The 23,715-nt window shown below is 39.8% G+C and carries 24 protein-coding genes and 1 pseudogene; 11 read left to right on the top strand and 14 right to left on the bottom strand.

Going from position 1 to position 23,715, the window contains the following annotated elements; all coding sequences use genetic code 11:
• Positions 1–342: 342 nt before the first annotated feature.
• The 3 genes from M998_RS02880 (at position 343) to M998_RS02870 (ending at position 4,060) form a co-directional block, all read left to right on the top strand.
• Positions 343–1,566, top strand: coding sequence for a hypothetical protein (locus M998_RS02880; RefSeq protein ID WP_068907416.1), 1,224 nt, complete (start codon positions 343–345; stop codon positions 1,564–1,566).
• A 7-nt stretch (positions 1,567–1,573) separates the two neighbouring features.
• Positions 1,574–2,809: a Zn-dependent hydrolase gene (locus M998_RS02875; protein WP_068907415.1), complete on the top strand. Its 1,236-nt coding sequence runs from the start codon at positions 1,574–1,576 to the stop codon at positions 2,807–2,809.
• 66 nt (positions 2,810–2,875) lie between these two features.
• The gene (locus tag M998_RS02870) at positions 2,876–4,060 is read left to right on the top strand and encodes a M20 family metallopeptidase (protein WP_068443013.1); all 1,185 of its coding nucleotides are present in this window, start codon (positions 2,876–2,878) and stop codon (positions 4,058–4,060) included.
• Between the two features lie 120 nt (positions 4,061–4,180).
• Here the strand turns inward: M998_RS02870 and M998_RS19185 are convergent, their stop codons facing one another.
• Both M998_RS19185 and M998_RS02865 read right to left on the bottom strand, forming a co-directional pair.
• Positions 4,181–4,357: a DUF2526 family protein gene (locus M998_RS19185; protein WP_073890155.1), complete on the bottom strand. Its 177-nt coding sequence runs from the start codon at positions 4,355–4,357 to the stop codon at positions 4,181–4,183.
• A 32-nt stretch (positions 4,358–4,389) separates the two neighbouring features.
• Positions 4,390–4,995 (bottom strand): helix-turn-helix domain-containing protein, encoded by a 606-nt coding sequence (locus tag M998_RS02865; RefSeq protein WP_375342642.1) that lies wholly within the window; start codon positions 4,993–4,995, stop codon positions 4,390–4,392.
• A 36-nt stretch (positions 4,996–5,031) separates the two neighbouring features.
• On the opposite strand from M998_RS02865, the gene M998_RS02860 reads away from it, so the two are divergent.
• Positions 5,032–5,685, top strand: a complete 654-nt coding sequence (locus M998_RS02860) for an AzlC family ABC transporter permease (RefSeq protein ID WP_068443019.1) — start codon at positions 5,032–5,034, stop codon at positions 5,683–5,685.
• A gap of 279 nt (positions 5,686–5,964) precedes the next feature.
• On the top strand, positions 5,965–6,285 hold the full coding sequence (locus tag M998_RS02855) for a branched-chain amino acid transport AzlD family protein (protein WP_175403180.1): 321 nt from the start codon (positions 5,965–5,967) through the stop codon (positions 6,283–6,285).
• A gap of 45 nt (positions 6,286–6,330) precedes the next feature.
• Here the strand turns inward: M998_RS02855 and M998_RS02850 are convergent, their stop codons facing one another.
• Together M998_RS02850 and M998_RS02845 are read right to left on the bottom strand one after the other, a co-directional pair.
• Positions 6,331–6,519 carry a YegP family protein gene (locus M998_RS02850; RefSeq protein ID WP_068443023.1) on the bottom strand — a complete coding sequence of 63 codons (189 nt, stop codon included), beginning with the start codon at positions 6,517–6,519 and terminating at the stop codon, positions 6,331–6,333.
• A 433-nt stretch (positions 6,520–6,952) separates the two neighbouring features.
• Positions 6,953–7,258, bottom strand: coding sequence for a hypothetical protein (locus tag M998_RS02845; RefSeq protein ID WP_068907469.1), 306 nt, complete (start codon positions 7,256–7,258; stop codon positions 6,953–6,955).
• A gap of 270 nt (positions 7,259–7,528) precedes the next feature.
• Here M998_RS02845 and M998_RS02840 point away from each other — a divergent pair, with 270 nt between their 5' ends.
• Positions 7,529–8,533 carry a luciferase-like monooxygenase gene (locus tag M998_RS02840; RefSeq protein ID WP_068907413.1) on the top strand — a complete coding sequence of 335 codons (1,005 nt, stop codon included), beginning with the start codon at positions 7,529–7,531 and terminating at the stop codon, positions 8,531–8,533.
• A gap of 84 nt (positions 8,534–8,617) precedes the next feature.
• Here M998_RS02840 and M998_RS19180 read toward each other — a convergent pair.
• The 4 genes and pseudogenes from M998_RS19180 to hxpB form a co-directional block, all read right to left on the bottom strand.
• Positions 8,618–9,005, bottom strand: a pseudogene (locus tag M998_RS19180) (YkgJ family cysteine cluster protein).
• Positions 9,006–9,256: 251 nt separating this feature from the next.
• Positions 9,257–10,648, bottom strand: coding sequence for an L-cystine transporter (locus tag M998_RS02835; RefSeq protein WP_068443030.1), 1,392 nt, complete (start codon positions 10,646–10,648; stop codon positions 9,257–9,259).
• 181 nt (positions 10,649–10,829) lie between these two features.
• Complete coding sequence (locus M998_RS02830; protein ID WP_068907411.1) at positions 10,830–11,405, bottom strand: metal-dependent hydrolase; 576 nt, start codon at positions 11,403–11,405, stop codon at positions 10,830–10,832.
• 192 nt (positions 11,406–11,597) lie between these two features.
• Positions 11,598–12,263 (bottom strand): hexitol phosphatase HxpB, encoded by a 666-nt coding sequence (gene hxpB, locus M998_RS02825; protein WP_068443036.1) that lies wholly within the window; start codon positions 12,261–12,263, stop codon positions 11,598–11,600.
• Positions 12,264–12,510: 247 nt separating this feature from the next.
• Between hxpB and M998_RS02820 the strand changes: the two genes are divergently transcribed.
• Positions 12,511–13,050 carry a YniB family protein gene (locus M998_RS02820; protein WP_068443039.1) on the top strand — a complete coding sequence of 180 codons (540 nt, stop codon included), beginning with the start codon at positions 12,511–12,513 and terminating at the stop codon, positions 13,048–13,050.
• 68 nt (positions 13,051–13,118) lie between these two features.
• Here M998_RS02820 and M998_RS02815 read toward each other — a convergent pair whose 3' ends face one another.
• The 5 genes from M998_RS02815 to M998_RS02795 all read right to left on the bottom strand — a co-directional run bounded on the left by M998_RS02815 (position 13,119) and on the right by M998_RS02795 (position 17,811).
• The gene (locus M998_RS02815; protein ID WP_068443041.1) at positions 13,119–13,988 is read right to left on the bottom strand and encodes a fructosamine kinase family protein; all 870 of its coding nucleotides are present in this window, start codon (positions 13,986–13,988) and stop codon (positions 13,119–13,121) included.
• Positions 13,989–14,261: 273 nt separating this feature from the next.
• The gene (locus M998_RS02810; protein WP_068443044.1) at positions 14,262–15,128 is read right to left on the bottom strand and encodes a metal ABC transporter permease; all 867 of its coding nucleotides are present in this window, start codon (positions 15,126–15,128) and stop codon (positions 14,262–14,264) included.
• Positions 15,121–16,011 (bottom strand): metal ABC transporter permease, encoded by an 891-nt coding sequence (locus M998_RS02805; RefSeq protein WP_068907409.1) that lies wholly within the window; start codon positions 16,009–16,011, stop codon positions 15,121–15,123. The genes M998_RS02810 and M998_RS02805 overlap by 8 nt, the downstream gene beginning before the upstream one ends.
• Positions 16,008–16,898 (bottom strand): manganese/iron ABC transporter ATP-binding protein, encoded by an 891-nt coding sequence (locus M998_RS02800; RefSeq protein WP_068443049.1) that lies wholly within the window; start codon positions 16,896–16,898, stop codon positions 16,008–16,010. The genes M998_RS02805 and M998_RS02800 overlap by 4 nt, the downstream gene beginning before the upstream one ends.
• Position 16,899: 1 nt before the next feature.
• Positions 16,900–17,811 carry a metal ABC transporter substrate-binding protein gene (locus M998_RS02795; protein WP_068443052.1) on the bottom strand — a complete coding sequence of 304 codons (912 nt, stop codon included), beginning with the start codon at positions 17,809–17,811 and terminating at the stop codon, positions 16,900–16,902.
• Positions 17,812–18,108: 297 nt separating this feature from the next.
• Between M998_RS02795 and M998_RS02790 the strand changes: the two genes are divergently transcribed.
• Positions 18,109–18,771, top strand: coding sequence for a transglycosylase SLT domain-containing protein (locus tag M998_RS02790; RefSeq protein ID WP_068907408.1), 663 nt, complete (start codon positions 18,109–18,111; stop codon positions 18,769–18,771).
• A 56-nt stretch (positions 18,772–18,827) separates the two neighbouring features.
• On the opposite strand, the gene M998_RS02785 is transcribed toward M998_RS02790, so the two are convergent.
• Positions 18,828–19,532: a MarC family NAAT transporter gene (locus M998_RS02785; protein WP_068443057.1), complete on the bottom strand. Its 705-nt coding sequence runs from the start codon at positions 19,530–19,532 to the stop codon at positions 18,828–18,830.
• A 735-nt stretch (positions 19,533–20,267) separates the two neighbouring features.
• Here M998_RS02785 and M998_RS02780 point away from each other — a divergent pair.
• The 3 genes from M998_RS02780 to thrS all read left to right on the top strand — a co-directional run bounded on the left by M998_RS02780 (position 20,268) and on the right by thrS (position 23,712).
• Complete coding sequence (locus tag M998_RS02780; protein WP_068443060.1) at positions 20,268–20,678, top strand: hypothetical protein; 411 nt, start codon at positions 20,268–20,270, stop codon at positions 20,676–20,678.
• 99 nt (positions 20,679–20,777) lie between these two features.
• Positions 20,778–21,227 carry a methyltransferase family protein gene (locus M998_RS02775; RefSeq protein ID WP_068443063.1) on the top strand — a complete coding sequence of 150 codons (450 nt, stop codon included), beginning with the start codon at positions 20,778–20,780 and terminating at the stop codon, positions 21,225–21,227.
• A 556-nt stretch (positions 21,228–21,783) separates the two neighbouring features.
• Positions 21,784–23,712, top strand: a complete 1,929-nt coding sequence (gene thrS / locus M998_RS02770; protein WP_068443066.1) for a threonine--tRNA ligase — start codon at positions 21,784–21,786, stop codon at positions 23,710–23,712.
• The last annotated feature ends 3 nt before the right edge of the window (positions 23,713–23,715 follow it).

Below are 23,715 nucleotides of genomic sequence, written 5' to 3'. Positions count from 1 at the left end.
AGAATTTATCGTTATAAACAGATTAAAAAGTGGAATTTAATATTCATAAGGACGTTGATTATTAGAGGATACAAACAGAATAATGCAACAGGCTGTTATATCTGACTAATCAATTTATGAGTGCCACTATTCCCCTAGGTGTTCCTTATCTTTTGTGACCTATACATCTGGATTTTCAGTGATATTATGATTTTTGTTGCGACTTTGTATCAATGCAGCAAATTACACTTAATATTGGTGAGTTATCATCCAGAAAATGACTTTTTATCCTAACTAAAGTTGGATAAAAAGTATGTAAAACTAAAAAAATAAAACATTAAAAAATATATACGGGGAAAGTTTATGTCACAGATGTTAGCGCTATTTCTTATCGTGGGGATATTATATATCGGGGATGCGATAGCCGTAAGAACCAAAGCATGGGTTCCTTCTGTTTTCGTCTGTGCTGTTTTATTTCTTGTGGGTTATTGGACTATTTTTCCTAAAGATATTGTCAGTATTGCGGGTATTCCACAGGTCGTTGCTATTTCTCTCATGTATTTATTAATTACGAATATGGGAACACTGTTATCCCTTAAAGAGCTCTTGAGGCAATGGAAAACAATTGTTATTTCCCTCTCTGGTATCTTAGGGATTATCGTCTTTATTTATGTGATAGGCATGTCACTATTTGATTTAAATACGGTATTAGTTTCTATACCTCCTTTAGTCGGCGGCATTGTTTCATCATTAATTATGTCGAAAGGTGCGGCGGAAGCTGGGCTGGTAGATCTTTCTGTCTTCGCTATTCTAATTTATGTTATGCAAGGCTTTGCTGGATATCCATTAACTGCCGTTATGTTAAAAAGAGAAGGGCGTCGAGTTCTAGCACAGTATCGCAGTGGGAACTGGAAAGAATCATTATCGGTTGATGGAGCGGATGACGTTGAAGTAAAAACGTTGGTTTCAGAAGATGAAATGCCTCGAATGTTCAAAAAAATTCCGTCTCATTATAACACGAGCTATTTCAAATTCTTGCGCTTAGCCGCAGTAGGGTATCTTGCTTACTTGGTCTCTTTATGGGCAGCGCCATATGTCAGTATCAGCCCATTTGTTCTGTGCTTATTATTTGGTGTTATTGCCTCATCTATGGGTTTTTTAGAAAGACAACCATTACAAAAAGCTAATGGGTTTGGTTTCGCCATAATGGCATTGATGCTGTTTATCTTTGATACGTTAAACCATGCTACGCCAGATATGTTACTGCGCTTAGTGTATCCAATGGTGGTGCTAATCGTTGCCGCCGTTGTGGGAATGTACTTAGCATCGTGGATCGTCGGTCGGATCTTGGGGGTCTCTAAAGAAATGGCGTTTGCTGTTTCATTAACCGCATTATATGGCTTCCCAGCAGATTATATTATTACTAACGAAGCGATTAATGCGCTAACCAAAGATGAAAAAGAACGCCAAATATTGACTAGCCACATGTTAGGGCCAATGTTAGTCGGGGGCTTTATCTCAGTAACGATGGTTTCCGTGGTTTTAGCCGGCGTTATGGTTGCTTATATTGTTCCAGTTGCAGGGTAAATAAATTATGGAAACAAGTGCATCAAGAATTCAGCGTTACTTAGAACAGTTGGCGGAATATACGTCGACTCCGGGGCAAGGCACAACCCGAATGAGTTATAGCGAGCAAGATAAACAAGCACGTAACTATTTGAAGCAAGAAATGATATTGCTAGGTTTGCAAGTTCGTGAAGATGCGATTGGCAACATTTATGGACGATTAGAAGGGCAAGAAGCGGGTCTTCCTGCGGTGATTATTGGCTCCCATTTTGATTCAGTCCCCAATGGTGGCGCTTTTGATGGTCCCGCGGGAATTGTTACTGGGTTGGATGTGGTGGCGCGCTTACGTGAAGAAAATCTTAAACCTCGCTATCCCCTTGAAGTGATTGCCTTAGTAGAAGAAGAAGGAACTAGTTTTGGTCGAGGGTTAATGGCGTCGAGTGTCATAACTGGGTTGATTGGCAGTAAAGAGCTTCATCAACTAAAAGATCGAGAAGGTATTACAGCAGCGCAGCGCATGGCTGCAGCCGGTTTTAATGCAGATAAAGCCCATGAAGCAGTACTGAAACCTGAATCAGTAAAAGCATTTTTAGAATTACATATTGAGCAAGGCCCTGTTTTAGAGCAAGCCAATGAAGATATCGGAATTGTCGACACCATCGTGGGGATTAGTCAGCTAGAAATTAAACTGGTGGGTAAGGCGGGGCATGCCGGAACCACACCAATGAATATGCGGGCAGATGCCCTAGTATGTGCTAGCCATATTATTAGTGAGATCCCTGAATTGGCGAAAGCCGCAGGGGATAATTCAGTCGCGACAGTGGGGCGCTTAAATGTCCTGCCGAATGGGGCAAATGTTATTCCTAGTGAGGTTATTTTCAGCGTCGATATTCGGTCTAAAAATGATGCTGCATTACGTAAGTTGATCGAGCAAATTATTGACTTTACGGAGAAACAAAGTGAAAAACTTGGCATTTCTAGCGAAATCATTCAACCACTTTATGTACAACCAACTGCGCTAAATTTACAGATTGGTGAGTTGATGAAGCAACATGCAACAGATCAAAATCTACGTTTTAGAACCATGGTGAGTGGTGCTGGGCATGATACGATGATTTTTGCGGGTATCACGCAAACTGGATTGATATTTGTACCTAGTCGCAATGGGTTAAGCCATCATCCTGATGAATGGACTGATTATGCACAGATTGCTCGTGGGGCAGATGTGATGTTTGCCACGGTAAAATCACTGACAGAATGTTGATTTTAATAATATATCAGTAAATAGCAAATGCAGGTGTTTATCTGCAAAAGGGTAAAAGGTAGAAATATGGTTAATACAACAATTGCAGCGGCAATCAAAAAACACACACAAGAGATGATTGCTTTTCGTCGCGACCTTCACTCGCACCCGGAGTTGCCATTTGAAGAGGTTCGTACTACAAAACGTATCGCAGAAGAACTGGCAAAAATTGGCATTGAATATCGACTCACTGAGCCAACCGGTATTATCGCCGAAATTAAAGGTGGAAAGCCCGGTAAAACGGTGGCTTTACGCGCAGATATCGATGCGTTGCCTGTGTTAGAGCTGAATAACACATTAGAGTACAAATCAAAAAATGAAGGAAAAATGCATGCCTGTGGCCATGATGCTCACACCGCTATGCTACTAACCGCCGCCAAAGCTTTATACGAAATTCGCGCTGAACTAAAAGGAAATATTCGTTTGATATTTCAACCTGCGGAAGAAATTGCCCAAGGTGCTCGCGAAATGATCAAACAAGGGGCGATTGAAAACGTTGATAACGTATTTGGTATGCATATTTGGTCTACAACGCCATCAGGAAAGGTGTCTTGTAATGTTGGTGGGTCATTCGCTTCTGCTGACTTGTTGGTTGTGAAATTTAAAGGGCGTGGCGGGCATGGGTCTATGCCGGAGGCAACGGTAGATGCCTCAGTTGTAGCTTCTTCTTTTGTGATGAATTTACAAGCGATTATTTCACGTGAAACCTCATCCCTCGACTCTGCGGTTGTCACCATTGGTAAGATGGATGTGGGTACCCGTTTTAATGTCATCGCAGAAAATGCAGTATTAGATGGGACGGTTCGTTGCTTTGATATTGCAACACGGACTCGCCTTGAGTCTGCCATCCGCCGCTATGCGCAGCATACTGCTGAAATGTACGGTGCAACGGCTGAAGTCGATTATATCTATGGTACGTTGCCCGTTATTAATGAAGAACGCAGTGCATTATTAGCACAAGCTGTTATTACTCAGGCCTTTGGAGAGAAAACGCTAATGGCGGAAAAACCAACACCGGGCGGGGAAGATTTCAGTTTTTATATGGAAAATATACCGGGTTGTTTCGCATTATTGGGGTCAGGCAATGCAGAGAAAGATACCCAATGGGCGCATCATCATGGCTGTTTTAATATTGATGAAGATGTGATGGCGACAGGTGCTGAGCTGTATGCACAATATGCATGGTCATATTTGCAACAAGCGGAATTCTAGTTGATCTCGCTGATGGTTTTTGGGCTAGTTTTGCTGCCCATACCGGGTCTACCGTTAATGTTGCTCCTATAATGTACTATATTAATAAAGGGTTAGGGCTTAATGCTCCTAACCTTTATTTTATGCGTTATGGTGTACAAAGATAGCTTCTCTAAGACGCTGCTGTTGCTCAAAGCGCTGTTCTTGCGTTAATTCATCATCATGAGAAAGCTGAGTTAGCAACTCATTCATATTGTGAACGGAATTTTCATCGAGTCGTAAATCGACTTGTTGAATGATGTCGTCATAGTGCGCCATATTGCGTATCTCCATTTAAAAATAATGTATTGCTAGTTTTGTTTATCAATCACCATAACTGCCATGGTATCGGGCTCAAGTGCTCGCATGATATGGGGTTCATCTCCTGGATAATGAATATAATCGCCCGGATGAAGTTCTATCGGGTTATCTAATGGTCCCACTAATGCTCTGCCTGACATTAAAATAATATGTTCACTGACACCCGACATATGGGGTTCTGAAATACGGTCTCTTCCCGGTTGGGCAACCACGGTATAAATATCACGGCGCGAATCTGTCGGTGCAGATGAAAGTAGGAATGCGAGATAGTTAGCATGTTCTGCACTCACTTGAATACCATCGCCATGGCGTATAACGGTAACGGTTTCTTGTTTATCTTCAATAAGGCGAGCAAAGGGAATATCCAATGCAACACAAATTGCCCATAAAGTCTCTATGCTGGGGTTACCATTACCTGCTTCCAATTGAGAAAGTGTCGATTTGGCTATCTTAGCTTTACGTGAAAGTTCGGATAAAGATAAGCCTCTTTTTTGTCTCTCTCGAGCTAAGGCTTTTGAAATTAGCTCGATAGGGGGCGAAGGTAAGTTCAATTTTAATATCCTATTTTGATTGCACTTGGTAAAAAACACCGACATAATGAACGAACGTATTATATATCGAACGATTAAATTATGCTAACTTCTATACTTAATAATAGTACAGTGAAAAATATTACATTGGTATGTATCGCTGACTTGATTGTGGGAATATCTTATGGCGCGTTAGCCCACTCTCAAGGGTTTGATCTGTGGGTTCCACTGACATTATCTGTTTTGGTTTTGGCGGGAGCGTCAGAATTTTTGTTTATAGGCGTTATATTTACGGGGGGAAGCCCGATTTCTGCGGCGCTTGCTGGCTTACTGGTTAATTCTCGACATATTCCATTTAGTTTTGCGGTTAGTGAACTTACAGGGAAAGGGCCTAAAGCGTTACTGGGTTACCACATTATGAATGATGAAAGTGTGGTGTTCGGGCTTGCTCAAGAAAGTGATGCAGAAAAAAGAGCCGCATTCTGGCTGTGTGGAATAGGTATTTTAATTTGCTGGCCTATGGGGGTAATTATTGGTGAAGTTCTTGGCAGTTTTATCAGTGACACTCAGGTATGGGGGATGGATGCGATGTTTCCAGCGATTATTTTGGCGCTATCTTTGCCAGCATTGAAAGATAAACGATTAAGAATAACGGCCATTGCGGGAGCAATTATTGCTGTTGCGACTACACCATTTTTACCAGCAGGGATCCCTGTATTGTTTGCGCTATTAAGCCTAGGGGCTGTTAATCGTTGATGGTCACTTTTTATTCGAATTAAAGACCTTTTAGGCAAGGCGAGAGGTTCGCCGCTTAGTGAACTAAGCAAGAGCCTCTCAACGTAGAATAAAATGAGTGAAACGTTCTTTAATCGAACTCGAAGGGCCGTTTTTGATGTCCTTTTTTAGTTGAAATATTGATTGTTGTTAATAATCACTATAAACCTTAATTGGGTTGATTGTTTATTGCCCTTTTTGTGCTGTAAAAATAAGCAGCAAAGATCAACAGCTCCTAGTTATTTATATAAGGAAATAATGATGATGGATAACCCATGGCTTATTCTAAGCGGTATTTTATTACTTGCTGTTGGCACTTATATAATGCGTGCCTCAGGTGCAATTTTAAAAGATAAAGTCGTTTTAACTGACAACAGTAAAGCGTTATTTTCAGCTGCTGCTATTGTAATTTTATTTTCTGTTGCAATAACGTCGACCCTTTTCGAGGGCGATAATGTCTCTGATATACCTAAAATCGTTGGGGTATTGTTTGCAGGTATTCTGACTTGGTATAAAAAACCTTTTATTTTAATCGTGTTATCCGCAGCCATTGTCACTGCGTTATTGCGTTTTATTTTTTGATTTTAACAAGAAAGCCCCCTACGAGTAACTGTAGGAGGCAATAATTTAAACGGTTAGATCTTTGATTGTTTCGGTTGTCCCATTTTTCTGGACAGAGGCAATACCTTTTAGTGCTGATTGCTTTGATGCATACATTTCACTGGTGGCAATAATTTCATGATTTCCAGCTTTCAGTACAAAGTAATATGGCTGAGCCACATCTTTCGTGGATTTTTTTAGTTCAAAGTACCCCATGGTAAGCTCCGAATTTATAATGAAAAGATTAGAAGATAAAATGGTCATGAATAAAGCAGAAAACGGTGGCCTGCTTAGAAGTAAGGTTAGTGGTAATTAGGTGTTTTTACCAGTGGATGGCAAAAAATTGAGATAAAGTATAAAAAAAAGCCTCTGTAAACAGAGGCAATCGTAGGATATATATTTAATTCATTATTGTCTGAATAAGATATCGGTTTTTCACAATCGATACTATGTGATTATATTTATCGTTGTGAAAGGTATTACCTATATCTGCGGGAATTTAAGGGACAGATTAATTGTGCATCATCAGTAACCTAATTCCCGCAGAACGTTGCGGTTCTAAGGTTAGCTTGCTTATGCCTGTTACACTTAAAAGTAGTGGGTCAATATATTTAGTAATACTTCTCATATCAACTATTAGAGATACTGATTATTGATCCGCAGGCGCTTTCACCGGTAATGGCATTGGCTTATTTTTACCATTTGAATATTCAGGAACTTCGACGACACTGACTTTGACTACGTAACGCTTACCATCTTCAATTTTAGGTGCGGCGTTTGCGAGCTTTTTAGCCGTTTCATTTGGTGTTGTGGTTTGTTCAGTAACGCTATACACCATGTTGTGGTGATTTCCCATGTGTTGGCGTGGCGTTTGGTTATTGACGCCATTGGCTGACGCTGCGAATCCAACAGACATTAACGCTAAAGCCAGTAAACCTGTGTTAAATTTTTTCATTTGAATTTCCTCTGTGTTTGCGATGAGTTGATAATCAACGAATTGATTTTGTCGCGCAATCGGTTTTACGCCCCTTGACTGAAGCTTCATATTTACTGCACTTTTTGCTCACGTTGGGCTCATATTGTTTAATAATAAGTAAAAATAAGGTTGAAATATGAATTTTTAGACCAGTTGTGCTGATGGAATTTCAATTGCTGGTGGCACAAGCACTAATCTACTAGGATAGTTATACAGACCGGTTATTGAATACCAACAAAGCGAGTGTTTATGTCAGATACAAAAATTCCTTTTTCGCTACTTGATCTTGCGCCTATCACACAGGGTTCAAGTGCAAAAGCCGCTTTTTCTCATTCACTTGATCTCGCCAAGATGGCAGAAAAACAAGGTTATCACCGTTATTGGCTGGCTGAGCATCACAACATGACTGGGATTGCGAGTGCCGCAACCTCTGTTCTAATCGGCTTTTTGGCGGCGAATACTACTACGCTTCGTCTTGGATCAGGCGGAATAATGTTGCCGAATCATTCCCCCCTTGTGATTGCTGAGCAATTTGGGACACTAAATACACTTTATCCGGAGCGTATTGATCTGGGAATAGGGCGAGCGCCGGGCAGTAATCAGCAGACAATGCAAGCTTTACGCCGTCATATGAGTATAGATGTCGATAATTTCCCACAAGATGTTGCCCAAATAGTTAATTGGTTTGATGCGATTAATCCTGACCCAGCAGTACGGCCAGTACCAGGATTCGGTGAGAAAATTCCGGTTTGGCTGCTGGGCTCAAGCTTATATAGTGCAAGGCTTGCGGCTGAAATGGGGTTGCCATTTGCTTTCGCTTCACATTTTGCGCCGGATTTACTTTTGCAAGCGTTGGATCTGTATCGTGCTAATTTTAAGCCCTCTGCGAGGCTAACAAAACCTTATGCGATGGTTTGTATTAATATCATTGCAGCAGATAGCAACCGTGATGCAGAGTTTTTATTTAGTTCAATGCAACAAGCTTTTGTGATGCTGCGTCGTGGGCAATCTTCACAACTTCCAGCCCCAGTTCAAAGTATGGAAGGGATATGGTCACCAGCAGAACAATTTGGTGTTCAACAAGCATTGGGTATGTCTCTCGTGGGTGATAAAGCTAAAATCCGTAATGGATTAGAAACGATTTTACGCCAAACACAAGCCGATGAGATTATGGTTAATGGCCAAATATTTGATCATCAAGCTCGGTTATATTCATTTGAATTAGCAATGCAAGTGATGAAAGAAATCGCTTAAATTTATAGACCAAGGAGTTGTTTTAGCAAGGAGGCTTGAATTATCTAAAAAAGATAACCCAGAAAAGCTCTGGGTCATAGACGGTTAGCAGGCTATTTGCGGTAAGTTTGGCTCGAGAGGCGGTAATCCATGAGCAGCGCGAGCTCTATCACAAGCTTCATTGTATATACCATTATGCCAAGATTGTTCAAATTCACGGCAAGGTGTTGGGCGCTGAGTATAGATAGAGCAAGAGACACATTCCCCAATATTGCCATCTAAGGCAGCACAGCGCGTGTTTTTGCTTTTGGTTGGTTCCTTGCATGCAGCTCATAAATGGTGTGATTTGTTCTGTTAAATATTGAGGAACAATCCCGCCACTGCTTTCGGCTTCAGCCCAATAAAATGATACACGGAAATAAGCGCAACAAGCCCCACAAGTTGTACAAGGGTTATCAGAAGGATTTGTTTTTAGTTTGTGAATATTTGTCATATCAAAAACCATATAAATGATGTTGATAATGTTCCCGTAGAATACGGGGTGACGCAACACAGGCAGGAAGCCTAAGAAAACGTTGCTCAAATATTATTATCTTACGTAAGTTTAACGGGTGGCAATTATTTTTGGTATAAAAAGCGGTTTTTTTGTTCTTGATAAGATAAATAAAATTTATCAGCAATTTATAGAGATAAAAAAACCTGCCGGAATACAGCAGGTTTAAAGAACAGAGGTCACATTGGTGGCTAAACGTGCTTCAGCTCACCGTCATCATCTTGGTTAAATACAGATTTATCGGTTTCACCCATCAATTGGCTGGTGACTGTACCGGCTGTCATTGAGCCACTGACGTTGAGTGCAGTACGGCCCATATCAATCAATGGTTCAACTGAAATTAGCAGTGCAACAAGTGTAACAGGTAGTCCCATCGCAGGTAGAACAATCAGAGCGGCGAAGGTTGCACCGCCACCAACACCGGCAACACCCGCCGAGCTGACTGTCACGATACCGACTAAAGTTGCAATCCAGAGAGGGTCGAATGGGTTAATTCCCATCGTTGGTGCGACCATCACAGCCAACATCGCTGGGTAGATACCTGCGCAACCATTTTGACCAATTGTTGCGCCAAATGAAGAGGAAAAGCTAGCAATCGATTCAGGAATACCAAAACGGCGTGTTTGGGTTTCGATATTGAGTGGAATACTTGCTGCGCTTGAGCGGCTAGTAAAGGCAAATGTCAGTACAGGGCCTGCTTTTTTAAAGAATTTAATTGGATTCAATCCGGTCGATGCAACCAGTATTCCGTGGATCACAAACATAATTCCAATTGCGACATAAGAGGCGATAACAAATGTACCTAGGTTAATAATGTCGGCTAAATTTGAGCTTGCAACCACTTTGATCATCAGCGCCATCACACCATAAGGGGTTAACCGCATGACTAGACGGACTAATTTCATGACCCATGCTTGTAATACATCGATTGCGGCTAAGGCTTTCTCACCGCGCTCTTTATCATCTTTAAACAGTTGTAATGCAGCAACACCGAGGAAAGCGGCAAATATAACAACACTGATGATTGAAGTTGGATTTGCACCTGTTAAATCTGCAAATGGATTTTTAGGAACAAATGATAAAATGAGCTGTGGAACGGTTAAGTCAGAGACTTTACCAATATAGTTCGTTTCGATTGCACTTAATCGCGCTGTTTCTGACTGACCTTGAATCAGGCCTTCAGCGGTTAGACCAAACACATTAGCGATCAGAATCCCCACCAAGGCAGCAATGGCTGTTGTGAAGAGTAATGTACCAATTGTTAGGAAGCTAATTTTACCTAATGAAGATGCTTTATGTAGTCTTGCCACCGCGCTGAGGATAGAAGCAAAAACTAAAGGCATAATCACCATTTGTAATAGCTGAACATAACCATTACCAACAATATTAAACCAAAGTATGGAATCTTTTACTGTTTGATGTCCAGTGCCATATACGAGATGTAGCACAACACCATAAGCCACACCGAAGACTAAACCGACTAATACTTTCTTAGAAAGGCTCCAGCCTCTCGCACCCAGTTTTGCCAACAGAATCAGTAGTGCTACAAAGACGAGCACATTAATAATTAGAGGAATATTCATTCCGAACTCCAAATCGCAGTTTTTTAAGTTATATTGCTTGCTCTTTAACCCTTTGTGGTTATAAGGATTTAACTTCTTTGAACAATTGGTTATATATTATCAGTAGAGAAAACACATTACTTATACTAAAAAGTAATAAGGTAGTATTATTCGTACTTACATTATATTACAAATGTAGAGTTTATGTAGGTAAGTGTATACTTAATTGATTTTGAATATATTTTATCGCCATTTCTATTTGGAAGTACAAATCTAATTGGTATCCACTCGGTAATAAGCAGGCACAAACTGTCAAAAGAACTGAGACAAAACGCTCACCACGCTTGTTTGTTTTGCTGCGAAGCAAGGGTAAGCAGAAACGCTGAGGTAGAGGCCATAAGAGTGGAACACCGGATGGTGTCAACATATCAGCAATAAGATGGCTCAGATAACCTAATAAAAAAGCTTGAACCAAATCAACGGGAATACCCCAACTAGCAGGTAGCCATTGGTAGCAAGAGATAAGTAATATCATCCAAGCAATTAGGCTGTGTGTGAAACCTCGATGTCCACATAGTTTCGATATAGGAAGGGAAAAAATACGAAATAACCGGCCAGGTATAGAGGATGGATGGTCGATGTCAGGCAGCAGCGCACCTAATAATGCGCCCGGAACCATATGCAACCAATCACCTTGAGCAAGCTCAGGCGTTAATTGTAATTTATGAGCCATTATTAATGAGGCGACGGAAAAAAGCAGATGCCCTTCAGCTGTCATGGTGGATAAAATACCATCTGTTTATCTATACAGTTGATCGGCAGTATAAAACGTTTAAAAAGAATATGATAGAGGTAAGAAGTTAAAAAAACTCTTATTTATTAGCAGATAACAAAAGGATTTTATTCTTTTGTGCTAATTCCCCCACCAAGAAAGGATAGGGGAGAATACTTATTCATCAATTTTCAAGACTTAACGTAAATGTTCTGCTTTTAACTCATTTAATGATGATAATTTTATATCAGCAAGCCCAAAGCGAGGATCATTAAAATGTGCTTGGTCGGGGATAACGATAGAGCGCATTCTTGCCGCTTTCGCTGCAATCATACCATTGAATGAATCTTCTAATGAGACACAATGGATAGGCTTGGTTCCCAGTGCAGCAGCTGCTTTAAGATAAACTTCAGGATGTGGCTTGCTCAATGGGAGGTCGGCTGCTGAAATAACCGCAGAGAAATAATGGCGTATATCGAGTAAATCGAGCACCTTTTCTAACATATACAGTGGGGAAGCCGAAGCGAGTGCAATTTTTAAATCCATTGAGCGACATAATTCCATTGCATGCTGAACACCCGGTAATACAGGGCGTGTTTCTTCGACTAAACCGATTACCCGGTCAATAATTCGCTGTGTCGCTTCTTTTTGGCTACAACCTTGCCAAGGCGATGCGTTGTACCAAAGTTCGACAACATGATCAATGCGCAGGCCTAGTGTATCAGGCAATGTCTTCTCAATAGCAAGATCTACACCTAACTGAGCAAAAATCTCACGTTCTCCCTGTGCCCAAAAAGGCTCTGAATCAATGAGTAAGCCATCCATATCAAAAATAACGGATTCGATAGGTAAGTTATGAGACATGTAATACTCCATTCATGTATGTGGTTGGCAACTTGAAAGTGGTAGCCTTATTGAGATGACCTATTGTAGCAAGCTAGTCATTGATTATATAGATACAAATCCATCCAATAATGACGTTCTTGATTATTCTTAAAGTCAGAATATGGCTATCATTTATAAATGCAAAATTTGGAGTGAATAGATAATTTCAGCTATGATTAGCAGGAAAAATTCGGCAATAATAAAAAATCGCTAAGGAATCGTAGTAATGAATTACCACAATGCAAGTTATGTCGCAATCGGCAAGCGTATTCTGGGCTGGGTTGTTTTTTTGGTGGCATTGATTTCTACATTAGCCTCTCTGATTAAACTCGCAGGAATGAAAGGACTAACGGGTGAGGGGATCAATGCGGTAGCGAATGATTTTATTAAATTGATGGCGGAAATGACGCGTCAAAGTACACCATTTTTAAATTTCTTCTGGAATAACTCGCCAGTACCTGAGGTAGCAAAAGGATTCTCCGGCAGTAATATTGGTTTTTTTATTATTTTTATCTTTATATTTGTAGGATTAGCTCTGAGTGCTTCCGGGTTACGTATGTACAGGCAAATCAAATTTATTCGTGAAAGTATTGAAGACCATGTAATTTTAGAGAAAGCAAAAGGTGCCGAGATTTCGAAAGAGGAATTAGAAGCGAAAGTCACGATCCCTCGACACACTATTTTTACGCAATTTTTTATTCTTTACTTCTGGCCAATTGTGATTGGGATAGGGATATATTGGGGATTATCTTTACTTAATTGGTAATCTGATTTATTTCTCGTCACAGTTAAATATTTGCTCTAACTGTGACGAGAATTTGTTTAGCCATAAGATTATTTGTTGTCAATTAATCTATCGATAATAGCCCTAGCGTGTATATACCCTTGCTCATTACCAAATATATTCGATTGGTTGAGTAAATAATAAAGTTGGTAAATAGGTTGCCTCTCTAAAAACCCGTTAGGGAGAGGCCATACACTCTGATAGCCATCAATAATCTGAATAGGCAGTTCACGATATAATGGTAACATCGCAATATCACACTCCCTATCCCCCCAATAGCAAGCTGGGTCATACAGAACACCATCAATTTGATTGGTGATCGCGCAATTTGCAGGCCATAAATCGCCATGTAATAACGAAGGCTGAGGTTGATGTCCTGCAAGTTTATTTTTTATGATATCAACAATGGTTTGAATATCCCCAAATACCATGCCTTTTTCAGATGCAATTTGTAATTGGAGCCCAATACGTTTTTCTGCAAAAAATGAATTCCAGCGTTTTTCCCAGCCATTGGGTTGAGTAACGGTGCTGAGCATGGTATCAAAATCAAATCCGTAGCTGGGTTGCTCTTCCCATTGATGTAAACGGGCTAATTGTTGACCAAAATGCCAAGCGTTAGAGGCATCAAAAGCTTTTAGAGGGAAGTATTCAAGGAGAAGAAAACTGTGGTGCTTATTACTACCAACACCGTACACTTTTGGCACAGTGACTGTTTGACTTTTAGCTAGAATTTCTAACTGTTCAGCTTCTTGCTTAAATAATGGCAAAAATTCACGTCGGTTTTGTTTAATGAAAACAGTATGCTCACCATAATCGATACGTAAAGTATGGTGAATATCACCTCCAGAGAGAATGACTTTATTATGCAGTTCTGCTTCACCCAAGTGTTCACTTAATAAACGACACATTACTTGCCACATGATCCACCTCGCTCTGCTTTGGTCTTCATTAACACAATACTATAGCGACAGTTTAGGAATTGACAGGGATAATTGTATAAAAAGAAGAGCCTATCACGAAAAATAGGCACTATATTTTGTGGCTAATGCATAATTGCTATAGCAGTGTAGGAAGTGTGAATTGATTAAGATTGAGAATAGTTAAGTTTTTATAAGCTGATATTAAAGTAAAGGATTGAGTTGAGAGTAATACCCAACTCAATCCTTTTAGCGCTAAATTTTTATTTCATTATTTTAGGCGGTATGCAGTGCATTGGTTGGTGTTTTTAGCTTTTTACGCGCCAAAACGATCTTACTGTATATTAAGGCAACAATAAAATACAAGGCTTGAACAACCACGATGGTTGGCCCTGTGGTTGCGTTTATGTGAAAGCTTAATATTGTCCCGATAACACTCGAGGTGACTGAAGCAATCACTGCAACTACGAGCATCCAGCCAAAACTGCGACACAACACAAATGCAATAATACCGGGGGATATCAGCATCGCAATGACTAAGATTATCCCAACGGCTTGTAATGAGGCGACGATAGTTAGTGCAAGAAGAGACAGTAATCCGTAGTGAATCAATTTCACCGGAAGCCCAATCACTCGAGCTTGGTTTGGATCGAAGCAGTACAGCATAAAATCTTTACGCTTTAATAAAATGACGGCAATGGTGAAACCTGCAAATAGCAAAATTTGCTTAAACTCATCATTGGTAATACCTAAAATGTCACCAAATAAAATATGCGTAAGATGCTGTGACGTATCGATTTTGGCAAACATCACCAGGCCGACGGCAAACATACCCGAGAAGACAATTCCCATGACAGTATCTTCTTTTATACGGCTATTTTCTTTTAAGTAGCCAGTCGCAACTGCGCAAAATAATCCAGAAGCAAATGCACCAATAGCGATAGGAATGCCAATTAAAGAAGCCAAAATAATACCGGGGAGTACGGCGTGGGAAATGGCATCTCCCATTAATGACCAGCCTTTCAATACCAAAAAACATGATAGTAAAGCACAGACTGTTCCTGCGACAATTGCCGTTAATAAGGCTTTTTGCATGAATGGAAAAGCGAAGGGAGCCATTAGTAAGTCAATAAAATCACTCATGGGAGATTCCTTGTTGCTTTTCGAGATGTAAATGAGCAACTTCTTTTCTTGCTTTACGGCGTGATGCAAATAAACCATGTTTTGGTGCAAAAAAGAAAGCAAGTAAGAAGATTACGGTTTGAAAAGTGACGATCAATCCACCCGTTGCACCATTAAGGAAATAACTTACATATGCACCAACGGCACTGGTTACTGTGCCAATGATGACAGAAATAATCAGTAAACGTTTGAATTGGTCGGTGAGCAAATAAGCCGTTGCACCGGGCGTGACGACCATGGCGATAACTAAGATCGCACCGACAGTTTGCAGCGCAGCAACAGTACAAGCACTCAATAGAGTAAAGAAAATTATCTTTAAGCGCAGCGGATTTAATCCGATGGATCGTGCATGGCTTTCATCAAAAAATACCGCTAATAAATCTTTCCATAAACATAATAATACAACGAAAGATACCGCGATAATAATTTCAACTTGCAAAACATCCGCATCTGCAATACCTAAAATATTACCAAAAATAATACTTTGCACATTTACTGAAGTTGGGTTGAGCGAGACGATAAGCAAACCCGCGGCGAAGAATGTGGAAAAGATAAAGCCAATGACGGCGTCTTCCCGTAATCGAGTGAGATGTTTGACTAATGTCATCGCAAGGGCGGCGAGAATACCGGTAAAGAATGCTCCCGCAGCATAAGGCAAACCAAGAGCATAAGCACCCGCAACGCCGGGTACAACGGAGTGGGAGAGGGCATCACCCATTAATGACCAGCCTTTTAGCATCAAGTAAGCAGAAAGAAAGGCACAAACCGCACCAACAATCGCACTTACCCAAATGGCTTTAACCATAAAGTCATACTCGAAAGGCTGTAATAACAACTCAATCATTCTGACTCCTTAGGTTGGTTTTTCCGGACTGGGGCATCATGGTCGTGACCATAGAAAACTGCTGCCCTTTCATCATCGGTAATAACAGTGATTGAACGAGGGTCATCATCGTCATGCAGTTCTTGACCAGATAGATTAATGTGGCGTAATACCCCTCCAAAGGCTTGTTGCAAGTTTCTTTGGGTAAAGGTTGTTTCCGTTGGGCCACTCGCTAGAACTGTGCGATTAATCAAGATAACTTGATCACAAAATTCAGGAACACTGCCTAAGTTATGTGTTGAAACCAAGATTAAGTGGCCTTCATCCCGTAAGCTACGCAGTAGGTCGATGATAGCGTTTTCTGTTTTCACATCCACACCGGTAAAGGGCTCATCAAGTAATAAAACTTTACCTTGTTGAGCAAGTGCTCGTGCTAGAAATACCCGCTTTTTCTGCCCACCAGAGAGTTCTCCGATTTGCCTGTTTTCAAGCCCAGCCAGATCAACTCGCTCTAGCGCAATTCTGACTGCTTCTTTATCTTCTTTTTTAGGTATCCGGAAAAAGCCCATTTTCCCATAACGACCCATCATCACAACATCAGAAACGAGAACCGGAAAATTCCAGTCTACTTCTTCTGTTTGTGGAACATAGGCAATAACGTTTTCTTTTAACGCCGCCTTGATTGGACGATTATTTAGGGTAACGCTACCTGATGATGGGGTAACTAACCCCATTACCGTTTTAAATAGTGTTGATTTTCCGCTTCCGTTGACCCCAACAAGTGCACAGATAGACCCCCCGGTGATATTGAAACTCGCATCATATATTGCGGTGTGGCCGTTGTTATAAGTTACTGTGGCATTATCCACGACAAGGTTTGGGCGCTCAAATTGATTTGAATTACTCATATTACTGGGAAAATCCTTTTGCTATCGTGTCTACGGTGGTATTTAACAGGTCAATATAAGTGGGTACTGGACCTTCTGCGGTAGAAAGTGAGTCAACATAAAGAACGCCGCCGTATTTTGCACCAGTTTCTTTGCTAACTTGACGAGCAGGTTTGTCTGAAATTGTGCTTTCACTAAAAACAACGGGAATTTTATGTTCACGTACAGTATCAATGACCTTTTTGACCTGCAGCGGTGAGCCTTGTTCTTCAGCATTGATTGGCCATAGATAAACCTCTTTAAAGCCATAGTCTTTTGTTAAATAACTAAACGCACCTTCACTTGAAACTAACCAGCGCTCATCTTCAGGGATACGGTTCAAACGTTCACGTAATGGTGCATCTAGGTCGGCGATTTGTTGTGCATATTTTTTTGCGTTTGCATTATAAGTTTCGGCGTTTTCAGGGTCATATTTAACTAAAGCTTGACGAATGTTTTCGATATAAATTTTTGCGTTAGCAGGGGACATCCATGCATGTGGGTTTGGGTTATCTTTGTATTCCCCTTCACGAATTGGCATCGGGTGAATACCCTCTGTCACAATTACGGCAGGAACATCTTTAAGATTTTCAAAAAAACGTTGAAACCAAACTTCAAGATTCATGCCATTCCAAAGGATTAAATCGGCGTCATAAGCTTTCATTATATCTTTTGGTGTTGGTTGGTAACCGTGAATTTCAGCACCAGGTTTAGTAATTGACTCAACAATTGCAGCATCTCCCGCTACATTTTGTGCCATATCCTGAATAATAGTAAATGTGGTGACCACTTTGAATTTTTTTGCAAAAGCAGGCTGGCTGACAAAGAGAATGGCAGCTAAAGCGATAATCGTGGTGAGTAAAGGTGCAGATAATCGTGATAATGTGTTCTTCATAAAAATTGACCCTGACATTATTGGCTTAGTGTTATTTTAACTGTATTGTTACTGGGGTTATGTAACTAACATAATTTATAACTCAACTGATAATGATTATCAATATCAGTTGAGTAAATTAAGATAAATAGTGTGAATTTGTTATTTTATCTGGCTATTTTTATTATTGTATCTATGTTTGTAATTGCTATTTCCTATGACTAAAACACGTCCTGAAGTAAAAGTTAAGTAAAAAATATATTATTTTTCCTAGGATTAGTTATTCTCCTTTCGGTCTAATTAGCAGAGGGTATTATCGTGTATAAAATTGTCGGCGGTGCTTTTATGCTTCTGCTATTAGCGGGATGTTCGAGTAATACCGAACAACCTGTAGCAAAACAAAAAATGCTGGATAAGCGTAGCAATTTACCAACAACAAAGCCAAATCAATCATTCCCTCGCACACCATTTGATGAGTTTATTCGCGAATCAGCATCACGTTATAGTGTTGATGAAACCTTGATCCGTGCGATTATTGAAGTTGAATCTAATTTTAGACCTGAAGTCGTGAGTAAATCGAATGCGATTGGATTGATGCAAATAAAAGCATCGACTGCCGGGCGTGATGCGTATCGATATCACGGAAAATCAGGTGAGCCTAGTTCGCGTGATTTGAAAGATCCTAAAAAGAATATCGATATTGGTACAACGTATATTCGTATTTTAAAAGAGCAGCATTTAGCCGGTATTAACCATCCTGAAACCTTATATTACGCAACGGTCGTCGCATATGTAAATGGGGCAGGGGCACTATTAAGAACCTTTGATAATGATAAGGGTAGAGCCATTGCTATGATAAATAGTTTGTCACCAGAAGAATTTTACCAACATGTACAAACTAAACATCCAGCACCACAGGCTCCTCGTTATTTATGGAAGGTCAAGAATGCCTATAATGCATTAGGAACTACCGATTTTTAAAGGTGATTTTTTGGTGATAAAAATAGCCAGTAAAGATTAATCGCCCAATAAAAAATTTATTGATACTCGGTCATTAAATGTGGGAGCTGCGCGACAATTTCAACAATTCCGTTGATTACAAACTGCACTCCCATACAAATTAATAAAAACCCCATCACTCGAGCAATTGCATCAATTCCGCTATTTCCTAGCCATCTCATAATTGAGGTAGCGCCTCTTAATCCAATCCAAACAATTAAGCTCGCTAATAAAAATGTAATCACTGGAGCGACTTTTAGTACCCAAGGAGCGAAGCCGACGTCACCTTGTAACGAAGCGGCTGAACTGATGATCATCGCGATAGTTCCGGGACCCGCAGTACTTGGCATGGCAAGGGGAACGAATGCAATGCTAGGTGATTCTTGACGCTTTTTAGACACATTCGGATCATCTAAAGCGGTATTTGTATTTTCATCATTATTATCGGTGCTTGGAAATAGCATGCCAAAACCAATGAAGGCGACAATAAGCCCACCAGCAATACGAAGCCCAGGTATTGATATTCCGAATGTATTCATGACCAATTGGCCAGCATAGAAGGCGATTGTCATGATAATAAAGACATAAATAGAAGCTAAGAATGCTTGATGATCCCGTTGCTCTTTGGTCATGTTCGCTGACAAGCTGAGCATAACAGCAATAGCGGTTAGCGGGTTAGCGAGCGGTAGTAGTAATACCAGTCCTATACCAACAGCTTGAAAAAGCTCTAGGAAATTTGTCATAGTGAATCAATCCAGCTCTTAATTAATGTGATGTAAAGATGCTCCAAATTGGACTATACCCTAAATAATATGAATTGCATGTAAGTCATCATCGGGTGACCTAAATGAACATTTATCTAGTGGCATAACAAAATTGTTATGAATTTGTATATTAGCATAAATAAACAGACTATTTTTTATTGAAGCGGATTGAGGCAAAAACGAATTAGGAATTTGTGCGGGTTATTTTTAATCAATTTATGATGAAAGTTGTTCACATTAACTGTGGATAACAACCCTGTTCGTTTGTGAATAACTTATTTAAGTCTTTATATTACAGTGTGATGTGTGTATGCGTTAAAAGTATTCAATGTGAACGGCAAAAAAAAACCTTTTTATGGGGGGCATAAAAAGGTCAAGGGCATCTATTAGTAGGGTGTCTTATGTAGATATGCAATTGACTATACACGTTGTAATGTTGTTTACTGATATTTTATGTAAATTCGTTAAAATAATTTTTGGATCGTGAGTTTTGAAAAACTAATGCCGTCTAAACTTTTTAGGTGACAATTATTCTAAATACGAATTGTTGATGTGAATTTCGGTATATCGATGATTAATTTTATGTAGGATCGGGTATTTCTAGGATTTTCTTTACAAAGAATTTTTAATTTTAAAAATTGCTTTACGCATTGTTGTATATCCTAAATTCAATTAAGTACTTTTAATGTCTTTAATTGAATTTTAGGATAATCAATGAAAAATTTACTCGCAACATTAGCTGGCGTGTTAATGCTATCGGTATTAGCGATTGCGATGTTGTTTATTATTTTTCCACAGCAATGGAAACAAAATATTTATCCTAGCATCTCTCAAATGCTTCCAGAGCCTATGAGCCGAATTATCGCTGTGGGTACGACCGAGAGTAATATCTGCGCAAGTCTAGAGGGAAATCTACAAAGCTTTGCTAATTATTTAAAAATGAACCAAGAAGTTGTCGATGTGAAAGGAATGAATAGCTTAGATGAACAATTATCACGGATACAGGCTCGTATTGATACTATGCCTAGTGATGTGCGTAATTTAGTTTGTCAGCAAGAATATGTGAAATTAGAGGGTTTAAAAAGTGTCTTTTCGTTAGAACACTCAAATTTAAACACGTTATAGTACAACCCTATATATGGTTCAAATAGTAAATCGCCTCGCTAAAATTTAATTTATTTATATGTTATGCTTATAGCGTCATTTTGCTTACAAGGTAACATAATGGGCATCTTTAAACTTCCACTTTTAAACTGGTTTTTTGTCAATGCTTTTGCTGCATATTATCTGTATTCACAAGATGCTTTTTACTGGCATTTTTCAGGTTGGATGGGAATTTTAGGGATACTTATAATATTAGAAAGTTTTGTCTGGATTGGTATGAGTCTGTATTATTTTTTCCAATATAAAACATCACCAAATCCAACAACCCAAGCTTCCCATCTAATCACTCACGGGCCATATCGCTTTTCTCGTAATCCCATGTATCTTGCCTTTACCTCGATGAGTTTAAGCTTTGCTTTGTTTGCTCACTCCCCCTATTTTTTAGTATCGGGTCTTGTTTTTTGGTTAATTACTGACCTTTATACTATTCCTCAAGAAGAAAGTTTTTTAGCAGCGCATTTTAAAGATGAGTGGGATGCTTATAGCAAAAATACGAGGCGCTGGTTATAAGCAGAGGTCGGATTAAGTGCAGATTAAGTCGATTACATAGTAGCGAAACTACTGTGAACTCAAGAACAGGACATAATAATAATTAATGCTGATATACCGTTATGTGCTTATTATTGGTACTAGGATTAAATATGAAGTCTCTTATTTTAATCGCTTCTCTCATCGGGAGCTGTTTATTTAGCCTATTTAATCTAATTGCGGTTTTGTATATTTAAGGTACGTTTTTAACCTGATAGAAACACGACAATATTTATTGTTCTTTAAGCCACAAACCTCGTTACGATCATTTTGTAAGATTATGCTTATAATCACCTAAGTTATGGAGAATGGGGGACTAATAACCTATTCTCGCTATCGCCTTAAAACATGACTGTGTTATTATTACTAACGAGTTATCTCCGATGTACATAGTAGTTTAGCTTTTTGTGTATATACCGGTGTACATAACTTGCAAGGTGATGCAAGTAATCGGTTATAACGTATTGATTTATAAACTTTGGATTAATCAAGCAAGTGATCTGGCGTGTGGGTCACCACTGCTGATAAGGATTTTTTAATGCCTGTTATTACTCTTCCTGATGGAAGTCAACGTCAATTTGACCATGCCGTTTCAGTTATGGATGTTGCTCGCGATATTGGTGCGGGTTTGGCGAAAGCGTGTATCGCTGGTCGTGTTAATGGTGAGCGAGTTGATGCTTGCGAAATGATTGAACATGATGCGAATTTGGCCATTATAACCAGTAAAGATGATGATGGACTCGAAATTATCCGTCACTCTTGCGCTCACTTGCTAGGTCATGCTATTAAACAGCTATGGCCAAACACCAAAATGGCAATTGGTCCGACTATCGATAATGGTTTTTATTATGATATTGACCTTGACTATGCATTAACGCAGGAAGACTTGGATAAGCTTGAAAAGCGGATGCTTGAGCTTGCCAAAACAGATTATGAGGTGATCAAAAAACGTGTTTCATGGGCTGAAGCTCGAGAAACATTTGTAGCGCGTGGTGAAGACTATAAAGTTGAAATCTTGGATCAAAATATTAGCCAAGATGACCACCCAGCACTGTATCATCACGAAGAATATATTGATATGTGTCGCGGTCCACACGTACCTAATATGCGTTTTTGTCACAACTTTAAACTACAGAAAGTGGCAGGGGCATACTGGCGTGGTGATAGCGATAATAAAATGCTGCAACGTATTTACGGAACGGCATGGGCAGATAAAAAACAGTTAGCTGCTTATTTATTGCGTTTGGAAGAAGCTGCAAAACGTGATCACCGTAAAATCGGTAAGCAATTAGATTTATATCATATGCAAGAAGAAGCGCCAGGTATGGCATTCTGGCATAATGATGGCTGGACTATTTTCCGTGAACTGGAAACATTCGTACGTACAAAACTGAAAGAGTATCAATATCAGGAAGTTAAAGGGCCATTTATGATGGACCGTGTACTGTGGGAAAAAACAGGTCACTGGGAAAACTACAAAGATGCAATGTTCACAACCTCATCGGAAAATCGTGAATATTGTGTTAAACCAATGAACTGCCCAGGTCACGTTCAGATCTTTAATCAAGGTTTGAAATCATACCGTGATCTACCATTACGTATGGCGGAGTTTGGTAGCTGTCACCGCAACGAACCATCAGGTGCTTTGCATGGTTTAATGCGTGTGCGTGGCTTTACACAGGATGATGCGCATATCTTCTGTACTGAAGAGCAGATCCTAAGTGAAGTAAACAGCTGTATCCAGATGATTTATGATGTTTATGCAACGTTTGGTTTTGAGAAAATCGTTGTGAAATTATCGACTCGTCCTGAAAAACGTATCGGTACTGATGATATGTGGGACAGAGCAGAAGCTGATTTAGCGAATGCATTGAAAGGCAAAGGTATTGAATTTGAATATCAGCCTGGTGAAGGTGCATTCTATGGTCCAAAAATAGAATTTACATTGTATGACTGCCTTGACCGTGCATGGCAATGCGGTACTGTACAGTTAGACTTCTTCTTGCCGGGGCGTTTAACCGCTTCATATGTTGGTGAAAATAACGAGCGTATTACCCCTGTTATGATCCACCGTGCAGTGCTTGGTTCTCTTGAGCGCTTTATTGGGATCCTAACCGAAGAATATGCAGGCTTTTTCCCAACATGGTTAGCACCACAGCAAGTTGTTGTAATGAACATCACTGACAATCAAGCAGATTATGTTCAAGAATTAGTTAGCAAGCTACAAAGTGTTGGCATTCGTGCAAAAGCGGACTTACGTAACGAGAAAATCGGCTTTAAGATCCGTGAGCACACACTGCGTCGTGTTCCTTACATGTTGGTTTGTGGTGATAAAGAAGTTGAATCAGGTAAAGTGTCTGTCCGTACCCGTCGTGGTAAAGATTTAGGCAGTCTTGATGTTAACGAATTCACAACTAAACTGTTGGAAGAAATTCGCGGTCGTCAACTCAATCAGATGGAGGAATAAGGT

Source organism: Providencia heimbachae ATCC 35613, assembly GCF_001655055.1.
Lineage (GTDB): Bacteria > Pseudomonadota > Gammaproteobacteria > Enterobacterales > Enterobacteriaceae > Providencia > Providencia heimbachae.
The sequence above is the reverse complement of the archived record's forward strand: the minus strand, read 5'-3'. Positions and strand labels throughout refer to the sequence as shown.

Bases quoted from the DNA above. Each gene is read 5' to 3' on its own strand.
- M998_RS02880 (WP_068907416.1), top strand. From the start codon at position 343: ATGTCACAGATGTTAGCGCTATTTCTTATCGTGGGGATATTATATATC.
- M998_RS02875 (WP_068907415.1), top strand. From the start codon at position 1,574: ATGGAAACAAGTGCATCAAGAATTCAGCGTTACTTAGAACAGTTGGCG.
- M998_RS02870 (WP_068443013.1), top strand. From the start codon at position 2,876: ATGGTTAATACAACAATTGCAGCGGCAATCAAAAAACACACACAAGAG.
- M998_RS19185 (WP_073890155.1), bottom strand. From the start codon at position 4,357: ATGGCGCACTATGACGACATCATTCAACAAGTCGATTTACGACTCGAT.
- M998_RS02865 (WP_375342642.1), bottom strand. From the start codon at position 4,995: ATGTCGGTGTTTTTTACCAAGTGCAATCAAAATAGGATATTAAAATTG.
- M998_RS02860 (WP_068443019.1), top strand. From the start codon at position 5,032: ATGCTAACTTCTATACTTAATAATAGTACAGTGAAAAATATTACATTG.
- M998_RS02855 (WP_175403180.1), top strand. From the start codon at position 5,965: ATGATGGATAACCCATGGCTTATTCTAAGCGGTATTTTATTACTTGCT.
- M998_RS02850 (WP_068443023.1), bottom strand. From the start codon at position 6,519: ATGGGGTACTTTGAACTAAAAAAATCCACGAAAGATGTGGCTCAGCCA.
- M998_RS02845 (WP_068907469.1), bottom strand. From the start codon at position 7,258: ATGAAAAAATTTAACACAGGTTTACTGGCTTTAGCGTTAATGTCTGTT.
- M998_RS02840 (WP_068907413.1), top strand. From the start codon at position 7,529: ATGTCAGATACAAAAATTCCTTTTTCGCTACTTGATCTTGCGCCTATC.
- M998_RS02835 (WP_068443030.1), bottom strand. From the start codon at position 10,648: ATGAATATTCCTCTAATTATTAATGTGCTCGTCTTTGTAGCACTACTG.
- M998_RS02830 (WP_068907411.1), bottom strand. From the start codon at position 11,405: ATGACAGCTGAAGGGCATCTGCTTTTTTCCGTCGCCTCATTAATAATG.
- hxpB (WP_068443036.1), bottom strand. From the start codon at position 12,263: ATGTCTCATAACTTACCTATCGAATCCGTTATTTTTGATATGGATGGC.
- M998_RS02820 (WP_068443039.1), top strand. From the start codon at position 12,511: ATGAATTACCACAATGCAAGTTATGTCGCAATCGGCAAGCGTATTCTG.
- M998_RS02815 (WP_068443041.1), bottom strand. From the start codon at position 13,988: ATGTGGCAAGTAATGTGTCGTTTATTAAGTGAACACTTGGGTGAAGCA.
- M998_RS02810 (WP_068443044.1), bottom strand. From the start codon at position 15,128: ATGAGTGATTTTATTGACTTACTAATGGCTCCCTTCGCTTTTCCATTC.
- M998_RS02805 (WP_068907409.1), bottom strand. From the start codon at position 16,011: ATGATTGAGTTGTTATTACAGCCTTTCGAGTATGACTTTATGGTTAAA.
- M998_RS02800 (WP_068443049.1), bottom strand. From the start codon at position 16,898: ATGAGTAATTCAAATCAATTTGAGCGCCCAAACCTTGTCGTGGATAAT.
- M998_RS02795 (WP_068443052.1), bottom strand. From the start codon at position 17,811: ATGAAGAACACATTATCACGATTATCTGCACCTTTACTCACCACGATT.
- M998_RS02785 (WP_068443057.1), bottom strand. From the start codon at position 19,532: ATGACAAATTTCCTAGAGCTTTTTCAAGCTGTTGGTATAGGACTGGTA.
- M998_RS02780 (WP_068443060.1), top strand. From the start codon at position 20,268: ATGAAAAATTTACTCGCAACATTAGCTGGCGTGTTAATGCTATCGGTA.
- M998_RS02775 (WP_068443063.1), top strand. From the start codon at position 20,778: ATGGGCATCTTTAAACTTCCACTTTTAAACTGGTTTTTTGTCAATGCT.
- thrS (WP_068443066.1), top strand. From the start codon at position 21,784: ATGCCTGTTATTACTCTTCCTGATGGAAGTCAACGTCAATTTGACCAT.